This window comes from Nitrospirillum amazonense, assembly GCF_029594735.1.
Taxonomy (GTDB): domain Bacteria; phylum Pseudomonadota; class Alphaproteobacteria; order Azospirillales; family Azospirillaceae; genus Nitrospirillum; species Nitrospirillum amazonense.
Map to the genome: position 1 here is coordinate 1,998,153 of NZ_JARPAF010000002.1, position 17,163 is coordinate 2,015,315.

At 67.8% G+C, this 17,163-nt stretch carries 15 protein-coding genes; 9 read left to right on the top strand and 6 right to left on the bottom strand.

Annotated features, from left to right (window positions below):
• Positions 1–49 precede the first annotated feature (49 nt).
• Both P5F91_RS15180 and P5F91_RS15185 read left to right on the top strand, forming a co-directional pair.
• Positions 50–763: a phosphatase PAP2 family protein gene (locus P5F91_RS15180; RefSeq protein ID WP_145609177.1), complete on the top strand. Its 714-nt coding sequence runs from the start codon at positions 50–52 to the stop codon at positions 761–763.
• Between the two features lies 1 nt (position 764).
• On the top strand, positions 765–2,036 hold the full coding sequence (locus tag P5F91_RS15185; RefSeq protein WP_145609176.1) for an NAD(P)/FAD-dependent oxidoreductase: 1,272 nt from the start codon (positions 765–767) through the stop codon (positions 2,034–2,036).
• 121 nt (positions 2,037–2,157) lie between these two features.
• On the opposite strand, the gene P5F91_RS15190 is transcribed toward P5F91_RS15185, so the two are convergent.
• Positions 2,158–2,961, bottom strand: a complete 804-nt coding sequence (locus P5F91_RS15190) for a BglII/BstYI family type II restriction endonuclease (RefSeq protein ID WP_088871697.1) — start codon at positions 2,959–2,961, stop codon at positions 2,158–2,160.
• Between the two features lie 395 nt (positions 2,962–3,356).
• Here P5F91_RS15190 and P5F91_RS15195 point away from each other — a divergent pair, with 395 nt between their 5' ends.
• Together P5F91_RS15195 and P5F91_RS15200 are read left to right on the top strand one after the other, a co-directional pair.
• Entirely contained in the window at positions 3,357–3,701 is a 345-nt protein-coding gene (locus P5F91_RS15195) for a hypothetical protein (RefSeq protein ID WP_145609175.1), read from the top strand.
• Between the two features lie 377 nt (positions 3,702–4,078).
• Positions 4,079–6,055 carry a polysaccharide biosynthesis protein gene (locus P5F91_RS15200; RefSeq protein WP_145609174.1) on the top strand — a complete coding sequence of 659 codons (1,977 nt, stop codon included), beginning with the start codon at positions 4,079–4,081 and terminating at the stop codon, positions 6,053–6,055.
• Between the two features lie 137 nt (positions 6,056–6,192).
• Here the strand turns inward: P5F91_RS15200 and P5F91_RS15205 are convergent, their stop codons facing one another.
• The 4 genes from P5F91_RS15205 to P5F91_RS15220 all read right to left on the bottom strand — a co-directional run bounded on the left by P5F91_RS15205 (position 6,193) and on the right by P5F91_RS15220 (position 10,243).
• A complete protein-coding gene (locus tag P5F91_RS15205; RefSeq protein ID WP_145609173.1) occupies positions 6,193–6,660 on the bottom strand; it encodes a hypothetical protein in 468 nt (155 codons plus the stop codon).
• A 137-nt stretch (positions 6,661–6,797) separates the two neighbouring features.
• Positions 6,798–7,976, bottom strand: coding sequence for a M20 aminoacylase family protein (locus P5F91_RS15210; RefSeq protein WP_277907541.1), 1,179 nt, complete (start codon positions 7,974–7,976; stop codon positions 6,798–6,800).
• 234 nt (positions 7,977–8,210) lie between these two features.
• Entirely contained in the window at positions 8,211–9,530 is a 1,320-nt protein-coding gene (locus tag P5F91_RS15215) for an ATP-binding protein (RefSeq protein ID WP_145609171.1), read from the bottom strand.
• On the bottom strand, positions 9,527–10,243 hold the full coding sequence (locus tag P5F91_RS15220; protein WP_145609170.1) for a response regulator: 717 nt from the start codon (positions 10,241–10,243) through the stop codon (positions 9,527–9,529). The genes P5F91_RS15215 and P5F91_RS15220 overlap by 4 nt, the downstream gene beginning before the upstream one ends.
• A gap of 320 nt (positions 10,244–10,563) precedes the next feature.
• On the opposite strand from P5F91_RS15220, the gene P5F91_RS15225 reads away from it, so the two are divergent.
• From P5F91_RS15225 to P5F91_RS15240, 4 genes are all read left to right on the top strand, one after another.
• Positions 10,564–10,830 carry a hypothetical protein gene (locus P5F91_RS15225; RefSeq protein WP_145609169.1) on the top strand — a complete coding sequence of 89 codons (267 nt, stop codon included), beginning with the start codon at positions 10,564–10,566 and terminating at the stop codon, positions 10,828–10,830.
• A gap of 239 nt (positions 10,831–11,069) precedes the next feature.
• Positions 11,070–12,617: an aminotransferase-like domain-containing protein gene (locus P5F91_RS15230; RefSeq protein WP_145609168.1), complete on the top strand. Its 1,548-nt coding sequence runs from the start codon at positions 11,070–11,072 to the stop codon at positions 12,615–12,617.
• Positions 12,618–12,970: 353 nt separating this feature from the next.
• The gene (gene hemA / locus P5F91_RS15235) at positions 12,971–14,188 is read left to right on the top strand and encodes a 5-aminolevulinate synthase (RefSeq protein WP_145609167.1); all 1,218 of its coding nucleotides are present in this window, start codon (positions 12,971–12,973) and stop codon (positions 14,186–14,188) included.
• Positions 14,189–14,342: 154 nt separating this feature from the next.
• A complete protein-coding gene (locus tag P5F91_RS15240) occupies positions 14,343–15,113 on the top strand; it encodes an Hpt domain-containing protein (RefSeq protein WP_145609166.1) in 771 nt (256 codons plus the stop codon).
• Positions 15,114–15,260: 147 nt separating this feature from the next.
• Here P5F91_RS15240 and P5F91_RS15245 read toward each other — a convergent pair whose 3' ends face one another.
• The gene (locus P5F91_RS15245) at positions 15,261–16,079 is read right to left on the bottom strand and encodes an alpha/beta fold hydrolase (protein WP_145609165.1); all 819 of its coding nucleotides are present in this window, start codon (positions 16,077–16,079) and stop codon (positions 15,261–15,263) included.
• Between the two features lie 123 nt (positions 16,080–16,202).
• Between P5F91_RS15245 and P5F91_RS15250 the strand changes: the two genes are divergently transcribed.
• The gene (locus tag P5F91_RS15250; RefSeq protein WP_145609164.1) at positions 16,203–17,129 is read left to right on the top strand and encodes a LysR family transcriptional regulator; all 927 of its coding nucleotides are present in this window, start codon (positions 16,203–16,205) and stop codon (positions 17,127–17,129) included.
• Positions 17,130–17,163 lie beyond the last annotated feature (34 nt).

Below are 17,163 nucleotides of genomic sequence, written 5' to 3' on the forward strand. Positions count from 1 at the left end.
TATGTGCGGACGGGTACGCCCCCTCATCCTCCCGGATCGTCCCGCCGCCATGCCGTCCCCAACCCTTCCCCGCGTCCTGAGTTTCATGGCGTTGATCGGCCTCGCGGCGTTGCTGGCCTACGCGACGGTTTCACCCACCCTGGACCTGGCCGCGGCCGGTTGGTTCTGGACGCAGCAGGCGGGCTTCGCCTGGCGGGCGGATCCGGTGGCCAACCTGCTGCACGAGGCGGTGCAGGTGGGCGCCCGGGTGATGGCCGGCGTGCTGGTTCTGGGCACCGCCTGGACCGCCTGGCGTCGCCGGCCCCTGCTGGGGGCGGACGTGCGCGCCTGGGGCTTCCTGCTGCTATCGCTGGCCATCGGGCCCGGCCTCCTGGGCAATGCCGTGCTGAAGGATCATTGGCACCGCGCCCGCCCCGTCCAGGTGGTGGAATTCGGCGGGGCCGCCCCCTATACCCCGCCGGTGCTGCCGGCGCCCAAGGCCAATTGCGGGCGCAACTGCTCTTTCGTCTCGGGGGACGCGGTGCTGGCCTTCTTCCTGCACAGCTTCGCCTATACCGCGCGGCGGCGGCAGCGCCTGTGGCTCTATGGCGGGCTGGGCGCCGGGGCCGGCGCGGGCCTGCTGCGCATTGGCATGGGCGGCCATTTCTTCAGCGACGTCCTGTACGCCGGCCTGCTGGCGGTGCTGACCAGCGCCCTGCTGCACGCCGCCCTTTACAGCCGCCGCGCCACCCTGGCGCTGTGGTGCCGCTGGCTGCCCGGCTGACATGAGCACCTGCTGGCCGGACAGCTGGTACGTCCACTCCTCTCCGCCCGGCCCCGCCGTTGCAGCGCTGGCGGGCGATACGGACTGCGACGTCTGTGTCGTCGGCGCCGGCTACACCGGCCTGTCCGCCGCCCTGACCTTGGCGGAACGCGGCTACAACGTGGTGGTGGTTGAGGCGGAGCGGGTGGGCTGGGGCGCCTCCGGCCGGAACGGCGGCCAGCTGATCAGCGGCTATAACAAATCCATCAGCGCCATCGCGCGGCTTGGCGGCGCCGACGACGCGCGGCGCCTGTGGGCCTTGGCGGAAGAAGCCAAGGCCCTGCTGGTGCGGCGGGTGGACCGGCACGGCATAGCCTGCGCCCTGCGCTGGGGCTACATCAACGCCGCCGCCAAGCCCCGCCACCGCCGGGATTTGCTGGCCCAGCTGCGCGACGCGGACGCCGTGGGCTATGACCGCCTACGCCTGGTGGAGGGCGAGGCGCTACGCGCCCTGCTGGCCAGCCCGCGCTATGATAGCGGGCTGGAGGATATGGGCAGCGGCCACCTGCACCCGCTGGCCTACGCCCAAGGCCTGGGACGCGCCGCACGGGAGGCCGGCGCGCGCCTGTACGAGAACACACCAGCCCTGGCCATCACCACGGGTGCCGCCCCGGTGGTGACCACACCCCGCGGCCGCGTGCGGTCCCGCTTCCTGGTGCTGGCCGGCAACGCCTACCTGGGCGACCTGGCGCCGCCGCTGACGCGCACCCTGGTGCCCATCGTCACCTACATGCTGGCGACGCAGCCCCTCGGCACGGAACGGGCGGCGGCCCTGCTGCCGGGCGACCACGCGGTGTCGGACACCAACGTCGGCCTGCACTACTTCCGTCGCAGCGCCGATCACCGCCTGCTGTTCGGCGGCCGCGTCAACTACGCCAACCGGGCGATGCCTGACGCCAAGCCCAAGCTGGCGCGGGACCTGGTCCACTGCTTCCCTCAGCTCAAAGACGTGGGCATTGATCATTTCTGGCACGGCAGCGTGGGCATGACCGTCAGCCGCCTGCCCCAGTTGGGCCGCCTGTCGCCCACCACCTACTACGCCCACGGCTACAGCGGCCACGGCGTCGCCCTCACCGGCATCTGCGGCCACTTGCTGGCCGAGGCCATCATGGGCCAGGCTGAGCGCTATGACGTCTTCGCCCGGCTGCCCCAGCACCCTTTCGTGCGCGGCCCTTGGCGCGTGCCCCTGCTGGTGCTGGCCGGCCTGTGGTACCGCCTGCGCGACCTGCTGTGAGAAAAGCCGGAGCGCAGCGACCAGCCCGCGGCCGCAGGCGCTGGAGATTTCTGGGAAGCCGAAGGCGGACTGGAAATCGGGGATGAGCCAAGGGCCGGACGGCCCGCCGGCGCTTGAGGAATCAGAAAAACGGCAGTTCGGCTTCCACCGGTTCCGGGACCGGCGCCCTGGGCATGTCCGACAGGGGGATGTCGAAGGTGACGACCTCGGCCGGGATGCCGATCAGCAAAAGCGGGCATGGATTGCCCACGCCCCGGTGCACCCGGTCCTCCAGCTTGCGCCAATGGGTGGTGGCCGCTCCATACTTGTCCTGGCAGAAGGAGGCGGCCCAGGCCTCGGCGAAGGACGGCGCACCGCCGGCCATGCGGCGGGCCACGTCATCCTGCTGCCGGGTGGTGGGGCGCAGGCCCAGGGCCAGCACGTCGGCGTCGCAGGTCAGGCCCCGCCCCTGGGCGAAGCGGCGCACCATGGGCACCATCTCATCCTGCAGGCTACGGCCCCGGGTGACGATGACGCCGACGGAGATGACACCCTCGGCATGCAGTCGCTTGAAGTTCTCCAGGTCCCGGTCGAAGAACGGGTCCTTATTGTTCCACTCGATCTCCAGCGCGATGACGCCGACGCCGGGCACGTCGCGCACATGGTCCACCTCGTGGCTGATGGACTCGCGCCGCTTGCCGTTCACCCGCTTCTCGATGGTGAAGTGCGCCTTCTCCCATCCATGCTCGGCCAGGGAGCGGCGAAGGCGCTGGGTGATCTTGGCCTCACCGCCGCCAGACCCGACGATTTCCGTGACGGGGATGGACAGCGCGCCGATGACGGCGTCCAGCTCGGCCATGGCGTCGGGGAAGTCGACGCCCAGGATAGCCCGGGCATGGGACAGGAACTCCACCTGGAAGCCACGCTGAAGCAAGGTAGGGAACATCTGGAGGTAACGTCCGCTGGCGAAAACCGAGGCGGGGACCCTACCCGATCCTATGGCCCTGTCGATACCGGATCCGGCACAGGCACCTCTGGCGCGTTCAATGGCCGCTAGCGGAGGCCGCTGGCCAAGGCATCAGCTATCGTCGCCGGGATACGTCGGTAGGGCATCTATCTCCATCGGCCATACGGCTTCCGGTCCCTTGCTGTCCGGGAGATGCGTAGTCGCCCGCGGCAGGGGTCGTCTAAGGTCTGCGCCGCGAAGCGGGGTCGCGCTAGCGACTCGGGGAGCCGGACCGCCGGCCCGGCCGACAGACCGTCCCTGATCGCGAGATCGAGTAGGACGCCAGGATGATCATGCCTGATCCGTTCAACCAGGAAATGACCTGAGAGGCGAGCGTGAGTGCTGAGCAAGATTTCACGACAACACTGCAACTAAACTCCGCCGGCGACATGGACAAGGCGGAAGACTGGATTCGGGCCAATATTCGGGGTCGCTGGGCCGTGGAGTTTCTGGGCATGGAAGAAAAACTCGACCCAGGCCTGAACCGCCGTTCCCAGGTCTTGCACGTGTCTTTCCGTTTTGGCCTGCGCGAGGATCTGGAGCGGTTCAAGCGTGACTACGCCGGCATAAAAACGCCAGGATCCTCCACCCCAGCCACGGCGGGCGCCAAACGGCCGAGCGGAAAAGCGCCGGCGGCGAAGCCCAAAAGCAAAGGGATTTTCGCGTGGTTGCGCTCGTGAGGACGCACCCCAGATCCATCCGCTTATCGCTTCCCTTCTAGTCGGAAAGACCTATTTTCCGCGCCGGTCGTGTCTCTAGATTCCCAATGGTTTCATGCTTCTGACCACTATCATCCGGAAGCTTTCAGGAGTACCGCTGACAAGGATTGGCCACGGATGTCCTCCTGGCCGCCGCTGGCCAATTCAGGACGTTGAAAAACGGCCTGCCTAATGGAGTAGGCATATGCCCTGCCAATCCTTTTTCGCACTTGCAGCAGAGTATCGGATAGTGTCAGGATCGCGTCAGGCGTTTAGAAATACATTCTCGGATATGCGATTTCAGTGCCCCTGTCACGCTCTGTTAATCGCCCATAAACAATCAACCGCAGGCTGGAGCCATGCGTAAATTAAAAGAAACCTTCAAGCTGCCGCTTATTTTTGATCGGCGCTTCCTTGCATATTTTCATGACATTTTGGTTGCTGGGATTTCGTTTATTGTTTCGCTGTACCTGAGGGTTGGGGATGGCATCATCCACTATACCCAAGCCCTGGTTCCCGGCGCGGCACTCTTCACCATCATCGCCGCCGCCGCCTACCGACTGTTCGGTATGAACTCGGGCGTTTGGCGCTACGCCTCGTTGCGCGATCTGATGGCCATCGCGCGCGCCGTCACCACCACCATCCTGGTCTTCCTGCTGCTGATGTTCCTGGTGACGCGGCTGGACGCCCTGCCCCGCTCCGTGCCGCTGATCAACTGGTTCGTGCTGGTGGTGCTGCTGGGCGGGCCGCGCCTGCTGTACCGCCTGGCCAAGGACCGCCGCCTGGCCGGCATTCTGGAAAGCAACGCCCGCGACCGCATTCCCGTGCTGCTGGTCGGCGCCGGTGACGAAGCCGAGATTTTCATTCGCGCCATGGCCACGGATCGCGACGCCGCCTATCGCGTCGTCGGCATCCTGGACGACAAGGGCGGCCGCATCGGCCGCGAGATCCACGGCGTGAAGGTGCTGGGCCGCCTGGCCGAGCTGTCGTCCGTGGTCGGCGACTTGGCCGCCGGAGGGCAATGCCCGCGCCGCCTGATCCTGACCCGCCCCCGCGCCCGCCTGTCGGGCACCAGGCTGGGCGCACTGGTGGAAAAGTGCGAGGCGCTGAATCTGGTTCTGGCCCGCCTGCCCGACCTCACCGACTTCCGCGACGCCGTGAACGAGGGGCCCATGACCGTGCGCCCCATCGTCATTGAGGACCTGTTGGGCCGCCCCCAGGTGGCCCTGGACAAGGGTGCCATCGACGGCCTGGTCGCCGGGCGCACCGTGCTGGTCACGGGCGCCGGCGGCACAATCGGTTCCGAACTGACCCGCCAGATCGCGCAGCTGAAGCCGCGCCGTCTGATCCTGCTGGATCATGGCGAGTTCAACCTCTACTCCATCGAGATGGAGATGCGGGAGAACTGCCCGGACCTGGATTGCCGCGCCGTGCTGGCCAACGTCCGTGACCGCAACCGCCTCATGGAGGTCTTCCATGAGGAGAAGCCGGAACTGGTGTTCCACGCCGCCGCCCTGAAGCATGTTCCCATGGTGGAGCTGAACCCGGTCGAGGGCGTGCTGACTAACGTCATGGGCACGCGCAACGTCGCCGATGCCGCCATCGCCGCCGGTGCCGCCGCGATGGTGCTGATCTCGACGGACAAGGCGGTGCGGTCCACCAACGTCATGGGCGCCACCAAGCGCATCGCCGAGTGCTATTGCCAGGCCCTGGACATCGTGGCGTCCAGTGGCGCCGGCAAGGGCTGGCAAACCCGGTTCATGACCGTGCGCTTCGGCAACGTGCTGGGCTCCACCGGATCGGTGGTGCCGCTGTTCAGCCGCCAGCTGCGCGCCGGCGGCCCGCTGACCGTCACCCACCCCGAAGTCTGCCGCTACTTCATGACCGTGCGCGAGGCGGTGGAACTGGTGCTGCAGGCCTCCGCCTACGGCATGAACGCCGGGCGCGACGACCGTGGCCGCATCTTCGTGCTGGACATGGGCCAGCCGGTGAAGATCGTCGACCTGGCCCGGCAGATGATCCGCCTGGCCGGCCTGCGCCCGGACAAGGACATCAAGATCACCTTCACCGGCCTGCGGCCCGGCGAAAAGCTGTATGAAGAGATGTTCGCCGCTGCCGAACCGCCGGAACAGACCTCGGCCGAAGGCGTGCTGGTGGCCTCGCCCCGCGCGGTGGACCTGGCTATCCTGCGCCGCTCGCTGGATGAGCTGGACGCGGCCTGCGCCACCGCCGACGCCGCTCGCCTTCAGGCCCTGCTGCACCATATCGTCCCTGACTATAGCCAGCTGGATCCGGTTCCCCTTCCCTCGGAAACCGTGCTGCCAAATCAAGCGTAGTCCTGAGGCTTGAAAAGCGAAGGCCCGGAACCGCCAAGTTCCCGGGCCTTTTGTTTCGGTTGAACACAAGTCGATGGCAGACCCTCATAGGTCCGGACCGGCACCGCCGGAGCCTGGGGGAACGACATCTCTGAGGGTCAAGGCACCCGGGCGAAACGCACCGGCGCGTCCGACCAATCCACCAGGACGATGGCGTAAGGGCTGGTCAAGCTGCCCGTGGCGGTGTTGCGCGAGGACTGGTCGAATTCGTGATATTCGACCACCAGGCGGTCGCGCATGCCATCCCGATGTTCCACGCGGGTGTTCACCACCTCCACCCCCGCGCCGGATGAGTTGCGGGACCCGAGGAAAACACCCAGCGCCATCAGCCGTTCCGGCAGAGCGCCGGGGACACGCATCCCCACCAGGTCCCACAGCGACTGCCATTCGGCGGCGTTGCGGGCCACCAGGTATGTCGTGCTTTGCGCCCGGCTCAGCCCGCCGTGCCATTCGCCGCGCCCAACAAGACTGGGGGAAACGGCGGGGGGAAGGGCGTTGTCGTCCGGCGGCGGCTCGCCCCCCAGCCACGCCAAGCTGCCGGAACAGCCTGTCAAAGCGGCGCTCATACCCAGAGCCAGCCCCAGCGCAGCCATGCGGCGCGCCGGCCGTGCACGGTGGCCACGACATCCATCTCCCGCCCGGCTGTCACAGCGGGCGGAAGCCGCGACCCGGGAACCCTCCCGGCGGATTGGCCAGGGCCGGATCATGCCGCCCGGGGCAGAACGGTTTCCACCAGGGTCGCCCAGTAGCTGGCGCCCATCGGCAGAACGTCGTCGTTGAAGTCATAGCGCGGGTTGTGCAGGGAGCAGCCCAGGGCGCTGCCGCCCTGGCCCAGCCAGACATAGGAGCCGGGGCGGGCGTTCAGCATGTAGGCGAAATCTTCCGCCCCCATGCTGGGCCCCATGTCGCCCAGCACGTTCTCCGCCCCCGCGACCTTGGCGGCCACGGCGGCGGCGATGACCGTGGGGTCGGCATGGTTGATGGTAGGCGGATAGCCCAGGTGGTAAACCAGCTCACCCGTGGCACCGAACACCGGTGGCAGGGTCCGCACCAGATTACGCAAGCCATCCTCCAGCTGCTGGCGTATCTCGGGCGTCAGCGCGCGAACGGTACCGGCCAGCTTCACCTCGTTGGGGATGATGTTGAAGGCCGTGCCGGCATGGATGCGGGTGATGCTGACCACGCCGCATTCCACGGGCGAAAGGCCGCGGCTGACCAGGGTCTGCGCGGCCACCACCAGCTGGGCCGCGACCACCACCGGGTCCACTCCCAGGTGCGGCTGGGCGGCATGGCCGCCGCGCCCCTGGATGGTGATCTCGAACCGGTCGGCGCCGGCCATGACCGGCCCGGAGCGCACACCCATCTTGCCTGGTGGCAGTTCCGGCCAATTGTGCATGCCGAAGACCATGTCGCAGGGGAACTGGTCGAACAGCCCTTCCTCCACCATGCGCTTGCCGCCACCGGCCCCTTCCTCGGCCGGCTGGAAGATGAAGTTCACGGTGCCGGAGAAGTTGCGTGTCTCGGCGAGATAGCGGGCGGCGCCCAGCAGCATGGTGGTGTGCCCGTCATGGCCACAGGCGTGCATCTTGCCCGCCACCTTGGAGGCGTGGGCGAAGGTGTTCTCCTCCTGCATGGGCAGGGCGTCCATATCGGCGCGCAGGCCGATGGTCTTGCCAGTGTCCCGGCCCTCCCCCTGCAGCACGCCCACCACGCCGGTGCCGGCCAAGCCGCGGTGCACCTCGATCCCGAACTCGCTCAGCTTCTCGGCCACGAAGGCGGAGGTTTGCGTCTCTTCAAACGCCACCTCAGGGTTTTCGTGGATGTGATGCCGCCAAGCCGTCATGTCGGCGTGGAAATCGGCGATGCGGTTCTGAATGGCCATAACGGAATCTCAAGGGCACGCGAAGGCGAGGCGCTCTGCGGAAAACGGGGCGATGGCATTTCCCAACCGGGACGGCGCCAAGCGCACGGGTTCGACCACCGCATCATAGCCACGGCCAGGGGGGAACCGCCAGGGGCTTCACCCGCCCGTCATGCGCCCCCGACCGTGTGGGCCGCCCCCAACGGCGCCCGCAGCCTGTGGGAAGACGTAACCCGCACCGGCGCCTGTGCGGTTTTATCGCGCCGCCTCCAGCGGCAGGTGCAGGATGACCTTGAGGCCGCCCTCCGCCCGGTTCTCCAGGCGGATTTCACCGCCGTGCGCACGCACCACGTCGTTGGCGACCGACAGGCCCAAGCCGGTGCCGCCGGTGTCGCGGGAGCGGGAGGCCTCCAGCCTGTAGAAAGGACGGAAGACGTTGTCCCACTCCGCCTCCGGGATGCCCGGCCCCTGGTCGGTGACGGAGACGGCCACCGTCTCACCCTGCACGGCCACGGCCACGTCGGCGCTGATACCGTATTTCAGGGCGTTTTCCACCACGTTGGTGAAGGCGCGTTTCAGCGCCGTGCGCCGTCCGACCACCCGCACCGGGCCCGGCGCCGGACTGAAGCCCACGGGCTTGCCGGCGTCCCGATAATCCTCCGCCGCACGCGACAGCAGCAGGTTGAGGTCCAGGGGCTCCAGCGTTTCCTGCGCCGCTTCGTCCCGGGCGAAGGCCAGCGTGGCGCCGATCATCGACTCCATCTCGCCCAGATCTTCCAGCATCTTCTCGCGCACGCCGTCGTCGTCCACGAACTCGGCCCGCAGGCGCATGCGGGTCAGCGGCGTGCGCAGGTCGTGCGACACGGCGGCCAGCATGCGCGTGCGATCCTCCACGAAGGCGCGCAGTCGGCGCTGCATCTTGTTGAAGGCGGCGGCGGCCAGCCGCACCTCACGCGGGCCGGTCTCATCCAGCGAGGGGGCGTTCATGTCCACGCCCAGCCGGTCGGCGGCCGCTGCGAAGCGGCGCAGGGGACGGGTGGTGAAACCCAGCACCCAGGCGGACAGCAGGATGGCCACGGCGGCGCTGCCCGCCAGCGAGGCGAGGAAACCCGGTTCCGACAGGGCGTCGGCCCCGGCCATGGGGATGTGCACGTTCAGCCAGCTGCCATCGGCCAGCTGGTGGCTGGCCATGACGTACTTGGGCTCCGGCGGGGGGGTGGTGATCGTGCCGAAGGGCGGCAGGGCGATCATGTCCGTGTGATGGGGGCCGGGTGGATTCACCTTGGGCTTCTCATACACGTCCAGCGACACGTCCTGGGTGGTGCCGGCGACGTTGACCTTGAAATTGCCGTCGCGCAGGCCTGCCAGCATCTTGTCACGGATGTCGGCCGGCTGGTGGTCCACCACGCCGGCGATGCTGGCGAGACACCCGGCCAGCTGCCCGCTCTGCGCCGCCGCCACGGCCTCCGCCCGATCGGTGCGGTAAAGCCCCAGCGCGATGGCCTGGCTCAGCAGGATGCCGCCGACCAGCACGGCGAAGATGGAATACGACATGCGGTCGGTGACGGCCCTCATGGCGTGCCGACCTCGGCGGAGAAGATATAGCCGCCGGATCGCACCGTCTTGATGATGGCGGGGTCGGCGGGGTCGGTCTCGATCTTGCGGCGCAGGCGGCTGATCTGCACGTCTATGGACCTGTCGAAGGGGCCGGCGGCGCGGCCGCGGGTGATTTCCAGCAGGTCGTCGCGCGACAGCACGCGGCGGGGCCGCTGCACCAGGGCCAGCAGCAGCTCATATTCCCCGGCCGTCAGCGCGATCTCCTCGCCCGAGGCGGCGCTGAGGCGGCGCTGGGCGGGGTCCAGCATGTAGCCGGCGAAGCTGAAGGCGCCCGCCGCCGGGCTGCCGCCCACGTTGGCCGCCTGCGACCGGCGCAGCACGGCCTTGATGCGCGCCACCAGCTCGCGCGGGTTGAAGGGTTTGGGCAGGTAGTCGTCGGCCCCAATCTCCAGGCCCAGGATGCGGTCGGCGTCCTCGCCCATGGCCGACAGCATGACCACCGGCGGGCCGGATTCCGCGCGGATGGCGCGACAGAGGGCCAGGCCGTCCTCGCCGGGCAGCATCAGGTCAAGGACGATCAGGTCGATGTTCCGGTCGGCCAGGAACTTGCGCATTTCCTGTCCGTCGCGAGCGGCGGTGACGCGGTAGCCGTGGCGGGTCAGGTAGCGGGTCAGCAGGTCGCGGATTTCCCGGTCGTCGTCGACCACCAGCAGATGAATGTTCTCAGACATCTCTCGTCCCATATGCGGGCCCGAACCCGCCCGCCGGACAACGCCTCACAAGGCGCTTCCCAAAGGGCGTATCCGAGCATGGACAACTGTACCGGCAATCTCCGTCGCGTCCGACGGGGATGTTGTAACGACACTGTAAATGCCCGCAAGGCCGGTTACGCACTGTTTCATTCGACCGGCCTGGCGGAAATCTCGGCGAAACAGGGCCATGGTCAGATGGGACCGTCAACGAAAACAGGAAAGCCTGAGGCCCCGGGGGCCAAACTTCAGCCAAACCCACCCGGCGGCCCGCTAAAAGCCCCCACCCGAGGAGAACCACCATGAACCGTTTCGCCGCCCTGATGACCGCCACCGCCCTGCTGGTGGGCGCCGCCGCCCCGGCCTTCGCCGACGACGCGATGGTCAGCAGCTCTGACGCCCGCAAGGCTGTCCAGGCTTATCTGCAGGCCCACGACAAGGCCAACCTGCGTGTCGGCAGTGCCACCCGCAAGGACGAGTACTACAACGTCCCCGTCGTCACCGCCGAGGGCATTCCGCTGAAGTCCTTCCGCGTCGACGCCACCAGCGGCAAGGTACTGGACCGCTAACCCTTCCCCTTCCGCGGAGCCCCGACGGGGAATCGTGGGCCGCCTGGCGGCCCCTCCGCACCGATGCGAGACCGGTGGTGGTGGCGCCCCTTCCCCGCCACCGGTTCGAAACGGGATGGCCTGATGGTCGTGTGGCCATCCCCGATCGCACCCGGCGGACGGCGAGCGCGTAGCGCCGTCCGCCGGCTTCCCTTCGGCCGACAGTTCCGGCCGCCCTGCTCCCCCCTCGGAGACGCCCCATGAAAAGCCGACGCGGGCCCCTGCTCACGCTGACGGACGGCGGTGAAGGCGGCTCCCTGCAACAGCGCCTGTTCGACCGCCTGCGCCATGCCATCGCCACCGGCGTGGTGGCGCCCGGCGAGCGCCTGCCCTCCACCCGCACCCTGGCCCGCGACATGGGCCTGTCGCGCAACACCGCCGTGGCGGCAATCGAGCGCCTAACGGCCGAGGGCTACCTGGAATCCCGCGTGGGATCCGGCACCTTCGTGGTGGAAAACCTGCCCCCCGACTACGCCCCGGCCGAGGTTCGGGCCCCGGCGCCGCGCGCCCAGGGCCCGGGGCCGGCGGAAACGGCCCTGCCGTCGCCCACCCTGCCTTTCCGTCCCGGCATCGCCGCCGGTGACCAGCTGGACATCGAGGCCTGGCGCCGAGTGCTCAGCCGTTCCTGGCGCAGCCTCTCGGCCCGCGCGCTGGAGCGGGACAGCGCCCCCGGCTGGCGCCCCTTGCGCGTGGCGCTGGCCAGCTTCCTGGAGGCCAGCCGTGGCCTGCGCTGCCATCCCGACCAGATCCTGATCCTGCCCGGCCGCGCCGCCGCCCTGGACCTGGCGGTGGGCCTGGCCGCCAGCCCGGGCGACCGGGTGTGGACGGAGGATCCCGGCTGCCCCCTGACGCAAGCCCTGGTGCGACGCCTGGGCATGACGCCCGTACCCGTTCCAGCCGATGCCGACGGGCTGGATCCCGCCAAAGGCGCGGCCCTGGCGCCGGATGCCCGGCTGGCCGTGGTCACCGCCAACTGCCAGATGCCGCTGGGCACGGTCATGAGCCTGGAACGCCGCCAAGCCCTGCTGGACTGGGCCGCGCGCGCCGACGCCCACGTGATCGAGGATGACGGCGACGGCGGCTTCACCTTCGAAACCCGCCCGCCGGCCACCCTCATGAGCCTTGACCGCTTGGGGGATCGCCCCGGGGCCCACCTGGGGGACCGGGCCGCCCAGCGGGGCGGCCGCGTGCTGCATGTCGGCGGGTTCGAGCGTATTCTCTACCCCGGCCTGCGCATCGCCTATCTCGTGGTGCCGGACCACCTGCTGGACCGGGCGCTGGAGATGCGCGCCCTGTTCGAGTTGCACGCCCCCGTGGTGGAGCAGAGCGCGCTGGCGGAGTTCATCGACGAAGGGCACCTTGCCTCCCACCTGCGCCGCTCTCGCCTGACCTACCAGGAACGGCGCGAGACGCTGATCGATGCCGCCCGCCGCCTGTGGGCCGGCGCGCTGACCCTGACGCCGGCGGCGGCCGGGCTGCAGATGGCGGCCAAGCTGGCCGACGGACTGGCCCTGAAGACGGTACCCGGCATTTCCCCCACCCTGGCCCCCGACATCGCCCTGCGCCAGGCGGCGCGCGCGCGGTCCATTGACGTGACGCCGCTCAGCAGCTTCCACGCCGGCCGGGGCGGCACCCAGGGCCTGGTGCTGGGCTATGCCGCCTTCCCCCCACCCCTGATCCTGAAGGCGGCGCAGCGCCTGGCCGAGACGCTGGAGGCGCATGCCAGCGGTACCGCCTGCGCCTATTGATTACCCATCATCCCGGTCCATGGAAAATATCGTTGCGCCCGCTCAAAAGGCCGTGTTCGACCAAAGACGGACCGCTTGGGCAATTTGTCCAGCGGATCCGGGCTTTTCACCCCGGGCTTTCGGGGTTAAGGTCCATTTGCCCGCCGAATTGATCAACATCAAAGCTGATGGCCCCGGTCCACTGGCATGGTACTTCTGCTCGGTCGCGGCCTGCCGGCACTTGCCAGCGGTGATTTCGCTGCCCACTATGAGGACAGTGAGCACTTGGTCGGTGATGGTTGTCGTGTCGACCGGTAGCTTGCCGCCGGTCTTCTAGGATTAGAGGACCGCTCCACGAAGGAGCCATCGGACAGATGGATTACGAAGCCTTTTTCCGCTCCCAGATCGATGGCCTTCGCCGCGAGGGCCGCTATCGCGTGTTCGCCGATCTGGAACGCCGCGTGGGTGAGTTTCCGATCGCCTCCTACTACCCTTCCCCGGATGAGCCGCCGCGCGACGTGACCGTGTGGTGCAGCAACGACTATCTGGGCCAGGGCCAGAACCCGGTGGTGCTGGCGGCCATGCGCGAGGCGCTGGCCAAGTCCGGCGCCGGCGCCGGCGGCACCCGCAACATCTCCGGCACCAACCACTACCACGTGCTGCTGGAGCGGGAGCTGGCGGACCTGCACCGCAAGGAAGCGGCGCTGCTGTTCACCTCGGGCTACATCTCCAATGAGGCGTCGCTGTCGACGCTGCCCAAGCTGTTGCCCAATTGCGTCGTCTTCTCCGACGCGCTGAACCATGCCTCGATGATCGAGGGCATCCGGCACAGTGGTGCTGAGAAGCATATTTTCCGCCACAACGACCCCGAGCATCTGGACCAGTTGCTGAGCCGATACCCGGCCGACCGCCCCAAGCTGGTGGCGTTCGAAAGCGTCTACAGCATGGACGGCGACATCGCCCCCATCGCCGAGATCTGCGACGTGGCGGACAAGCACGGCGCCATGACCTATCTGGATGAGGTCCATGCCGTGGGCATGTACGGCGCCCGGGGTGCCGGCGTGGCGGAGCGTGACGGCGTGCTGGACCGGCTGACGGTCATCGAGGGCACGCTGGGCAAGGCATTTGGCCTGATGGGCGGCTACATCACCGGTTCGGCCGCCCTGGTCGACTGCGTGCGCAGCTTCGCCTCCAGCTTCATCTTCACCACCTCCATCGCCCCGGTCATCGCCGCCGGCGCCGCCGCCTCCGTCCGCTACCTGAAGGAGCATGACGAGCTGCGCGTGCTGCATCAGGAACGGGCGGCCACGCTGAAGCGTCTGCTGACGGAGGCCGGGCTGCCGGTCATGCCATCTGTCAGCCACATCGTGCCGGTGCTGGTGGGCGATCCGCGCCTGTGCAAGCAGGCCAGCGACGATCTGCTGACCAAGCACGACATCTATGTCCAGCCCATCAATTACCCCACCGTGCCCAGGGGCACGGAACGGCTGCGCATCACGCCCACGCCCTTCCACGACGACCATCACATGGCCCGCCTGGTGGATGCCTTGCTGGACGTGTGGAGCAGGCTGGAACTGCGCAAAGCGGCCTGAGGCCGTCACCTGATGAAAGGCCGCCCACCCCGGGCGGCCTTTTTCATTGAAGCACCACCAACCGATACCAATGCACTGGAGCGCCGCGACGGTCCGCGTCTTGCGCTCCGGCGCACCCGCGGGCTAGATCCACGGGATATGTTTGAGGGGCGCCATGGTTGAGCAGACCGATTTCGACGATCTTGTTGAACAGCTCAAGGTCGAGTTCCGCGACGACGTCCATGATCGCCTGGGCGCGCTGTATGAGACGCTGAAGGCGGTGTCGCTGGGGCGCATCCCCACCGCCGACGGCCTGCTGGCCATCCGCCGCGACGCCCACAGCCTGCGTGGTTCCGGCACCTCCTTCGGCTTCCCCCTGGTCAGCCTGATCGCCCAGCGTCTGGAGGCCTACCTGACGGGCCTGAAGGATCTGACGGAAAGCCAGATCGTCGACCTGCACACGTTCGCCGATCGCATCGCCGAGGCCGCGGACCGGGACGACACGCCGGACCTGGCGGCCACCAACGCCGTCATCCGCGCCCTGCCCTCGCGCTATGAGTTCGACATTGCCGACGTGGAAGTCCACGACGTCGACATCATGCTGGTCAGTCCCAACAAGATCGTGGCCCGCCGGGTGGCGGCGGAATTGGCGGCCTGCGGCTTCAAGGTCAACACCCTGGCCGATCCCATCGAGGCGCTGGCCGTGGCCGTGCGCGTACCGCCGGACATGATCATCGCGTCCGCCGTCATGGACGGCCTCGGCGGAGTGGACCTGATCCGCGCGCTGAAGGCCATCTCCCTGACCGAAAGCGTGCCCATGGCGCTGCTGACCAGCCTGGACGCCGCCAGCCTGAAGGGCGTGCCCGGCGAGGTGGCGACCGTGCGGCTGGGCCCTAGCTTTGGCGACGACATCGCCGCCGCCATCACCCATTTCAACCTGGGCTGAGGCAGTTCCAACCCGCAGGCGGCCTGCGCCGGTGTGAAGAGGCCTTGCCACCAATCGCCTCTTCGCACCGGCCGAAGCCCGGCATGATTCATCCCCGGGTGATCATCGGCAACCTTCCTCAGCCCTTTTCAGCCGTGGCCGGTGCCGTCAAGACCTGATGAATGAGAGCAGGTCGGGGTTGAGGACATCCGCATGCGTGGTCAGCATGCCATGCGGGTAGCCCGGATAGGTCTTCAGCGACCCATTCTTGAGCAGATCGACCGCGCGCGGCACGGAGCTGGCGAAGGGGACGACTTGATCGGCCTCGCCATGCATCACCAGCACCGGCACCGTAATCTTCTTGAGGTCTTCGCTGTAATCTTCCAGCCACGTGTCGACAGTCGCGTAGTGGGCCAGCGCACCGCCGGCCATGCCCTGACGCCACCAGTTCGCGATGATCGCCTCCGAGGGCTCGGCCCCATCAAGGTTGTAGCCGTAGAACGGATTCTCTGGAACGAACCGGTAGAACTGCGATCGGTTGCCCAGCACACCCGCGCGGATCGCTTCGAACCACTCCGGCGGCTGACCGGACGGGTTGTCCTCGCTCCGATACATGTTCGGCGTCAGGGAAGCGACCAGTACCGCCTTCGCGACGCGCTCCGGGTGGCGGGCCACATAGCGAGCCACCTCACCGCCACCTGTGGAGTGCCCGATATGGACCGCATCGCGCAGCTCCAGGTGCTCGGTCAGGGCCGCGAGGTCGGCAACCCAGTGGTCCATGTCGTTGCCGGTGCTCGGCTGGTCGGACCGGCCGTGGCCACGCCGGTCGTGAGCGATCACCCGGTAGCCGTGGCGAAGGAAGAAGGTCATCTGGGCGTCCCAGTCGTCCGCCGTAAGCGGCCAGCCGTGGCTGAAAACGATCGGCTGGCCTGAACCCCAATCCTTGTAGAAGAGGGTTACGTTGTCCGTCGTGGTAATGGTCGGCATCACGTCGCTCCGTCTCAATCACAGTGCGGGTTCAGACTTCGGGGCGAGCGTAAATGGCCCTTCTGCCGCCGACAAAGACCTTGTACGTTCAAGCTATGCCTCAAAAGCATAACGAGGGGTTCGATGGAACTGCGGCATCTCCGGTATTTCGTCGCCGTTGCGGAGGAAGGCGGCCTGCTGACCGCCGCCCAACGGCGGCTGAACACCTCGCAGCCCTCTCTGAGCCGGCAAATTCGCGACCTGGAAGCGGAAGTCGGCGTGACGCTGCTGGAGCGGCAGGCCCGCGGCGTGACACTGACCCCCGCAGGGCGCGTTTTTCTTGACCACGCGCGGCTGGCGCTGCTGCAGGTCGAGGCAGCGACCGATGCCGCCCGCCGGATGGCACAGCCGGAAAGGCCGATGCTCACCATCGGCTTCATGGTGGGGCTTGAGGTCACGTGGCTCCCTCATCTGCTGCGCATCATCCGCGAGGAAGCGCCGGAGGTTGAAATCACCCTGAGCAGCCTCTCGTCCCCAGATCTCGCCCTCGCCCTGATGCGTGGCAGGCTGGACGTCGCCTTCCTCCGCCCCGAGGCCCAGAGCGTGGGCCTATCCTTCAAATTGCTGGCGAAGGAGCCTGTGATTGCCGTGCTGCCGGCGGGCCATCGCCTGGCCTCCCTTAGGAAGATTCAGCCGCAGGACCTTGCCGGTGAAATCTATGTCAGTTCGGCCAGAACCTCGCCGGTCCTGCAGTCGGTGATCCAGGACTACGCCACGAAGATTGGCATCACGCTCAAGGCGAAGTACGAAGGCGAGAACATATCGTCGGCAATGTCGCTGGTCGCGTCCACGGGCGGCATCACGCTGGTGCCGCTGTATGCGCAAAACATACTGACGCCGAACGTCGTGGCCAGGGCGCTGGAGGGCGTGCCCCCGACCGTCGACCTGACCCTGGGCTACAACCAGGCCAATCCTTCGCGCCTGCTGCGGCAGCTTCTGGCCCGTACGGACGAACTGATCGCAAGCGTCCAAAATCAGAGCATCATCCGCTACGCCGAAGCGCCGTCGTGACCCGACGCGCCCAGCGGTATCCGGCAGGCGATGT

Bases quoted from the DNA above. Each gene is read 5' to 3' on its own strand.
- P5F91_RS15180 (WP_145609177.1), top strand. From the start codon at position 50: ATGCCGTCCCCAACCCTTCCCCGCGTCCTGAGTTTCATGGCGTTGATC.
- P5F91_RS15185 (WP_145609176.1), top strand. From the start codon at position 765: ATGAGCACCTGCTGGCCGGACAGCTGGTACGTCCACTCCTCTCCGCCC.
- P5F91_RS15190 (WP_088871697.1), bottom strand. From the start codon at position 2,961: ATGTTCCCTACCTTGCTTCAGCGTGGCTTCCAGGTGGAGTTCCTGTCC.
- P5F91_RS15200 (WP_145609174.1), top strand. From the start codon at position 4,079: ATGCGTAAATTAAAAGAAACCTTCAAGCTGCCGCTTATTTTTGATCGG.
- P5F91_RS15205 (WP_145609173.1), bottom strand. From the start codon at position 6,660: ATGAGCGCCGCTTTGACAGGCTGTTCCGGCAGCTTGGCGTGGCTGGGG.
- P5F91_RS15210 (WP_277907541.1), bottom strand. From the start codon at position 7,976: ATGGCCATTCAGAACCGCATCGCCGATTTCCACGCCGACATGACGGCT.
- P5F91_RS15215 (WP_145609171.1), bottom strand. From the start codon at position 9,530: ATGAGGGCCGTCACCGACCGCATGTCGTATTCCATCTTCGCCGTGCTG.
- P5F91_RS15220 (WP_145609170.1), bottom strand. From the start codon at position 10,243: ATGTCTGAGAACATTCATCTGCTGGTGGTCGACGACGACCGGGAAATC.
- P5F91_RS15225 (WP_145609169.1), top strand. From the start codon at position 10,564: ATGAACCGTTTCGCCGCCCTGATGACCGCCACCGCCCTGCTGGTGGGC.
- P5F91_RS15230 (WP_145609168.1), top strand. From the start codon at position 11,070: ATGAAAAGCCGACGCGGGCCCCTGCTCACGCTGACGGACGGCGGTGAA.
- hemA (WP_145609167.1), top strand. From the start codon at position 12,971: ATGGATTACGAAGCCTTTTTCCGCTCCCAGATCGATGGCCTTCGCCGC.
- P5F91_RS15240 (WP_145609166.1), top strand. From the start codon at position 14,343: ATGGTTGAGCAGACCGATTTCGACGATCTTGTTGAACAGCTCAAGGTC.
- P5F91_RS15245 (WP_145609165.1), bottom strand. From the start codon at position 16,079: ATGCCGACCATTACCACGACGGACAACGTAACCCTCTTCTACAAGGAT.
- P5F91_RS15250 (WP_145609164.1), top strand. From the start codon at position 16,203: ATGGAACTGCGGCATCTCCGGTATTTCGTCGCCGTTGCGGAGGAAGGC.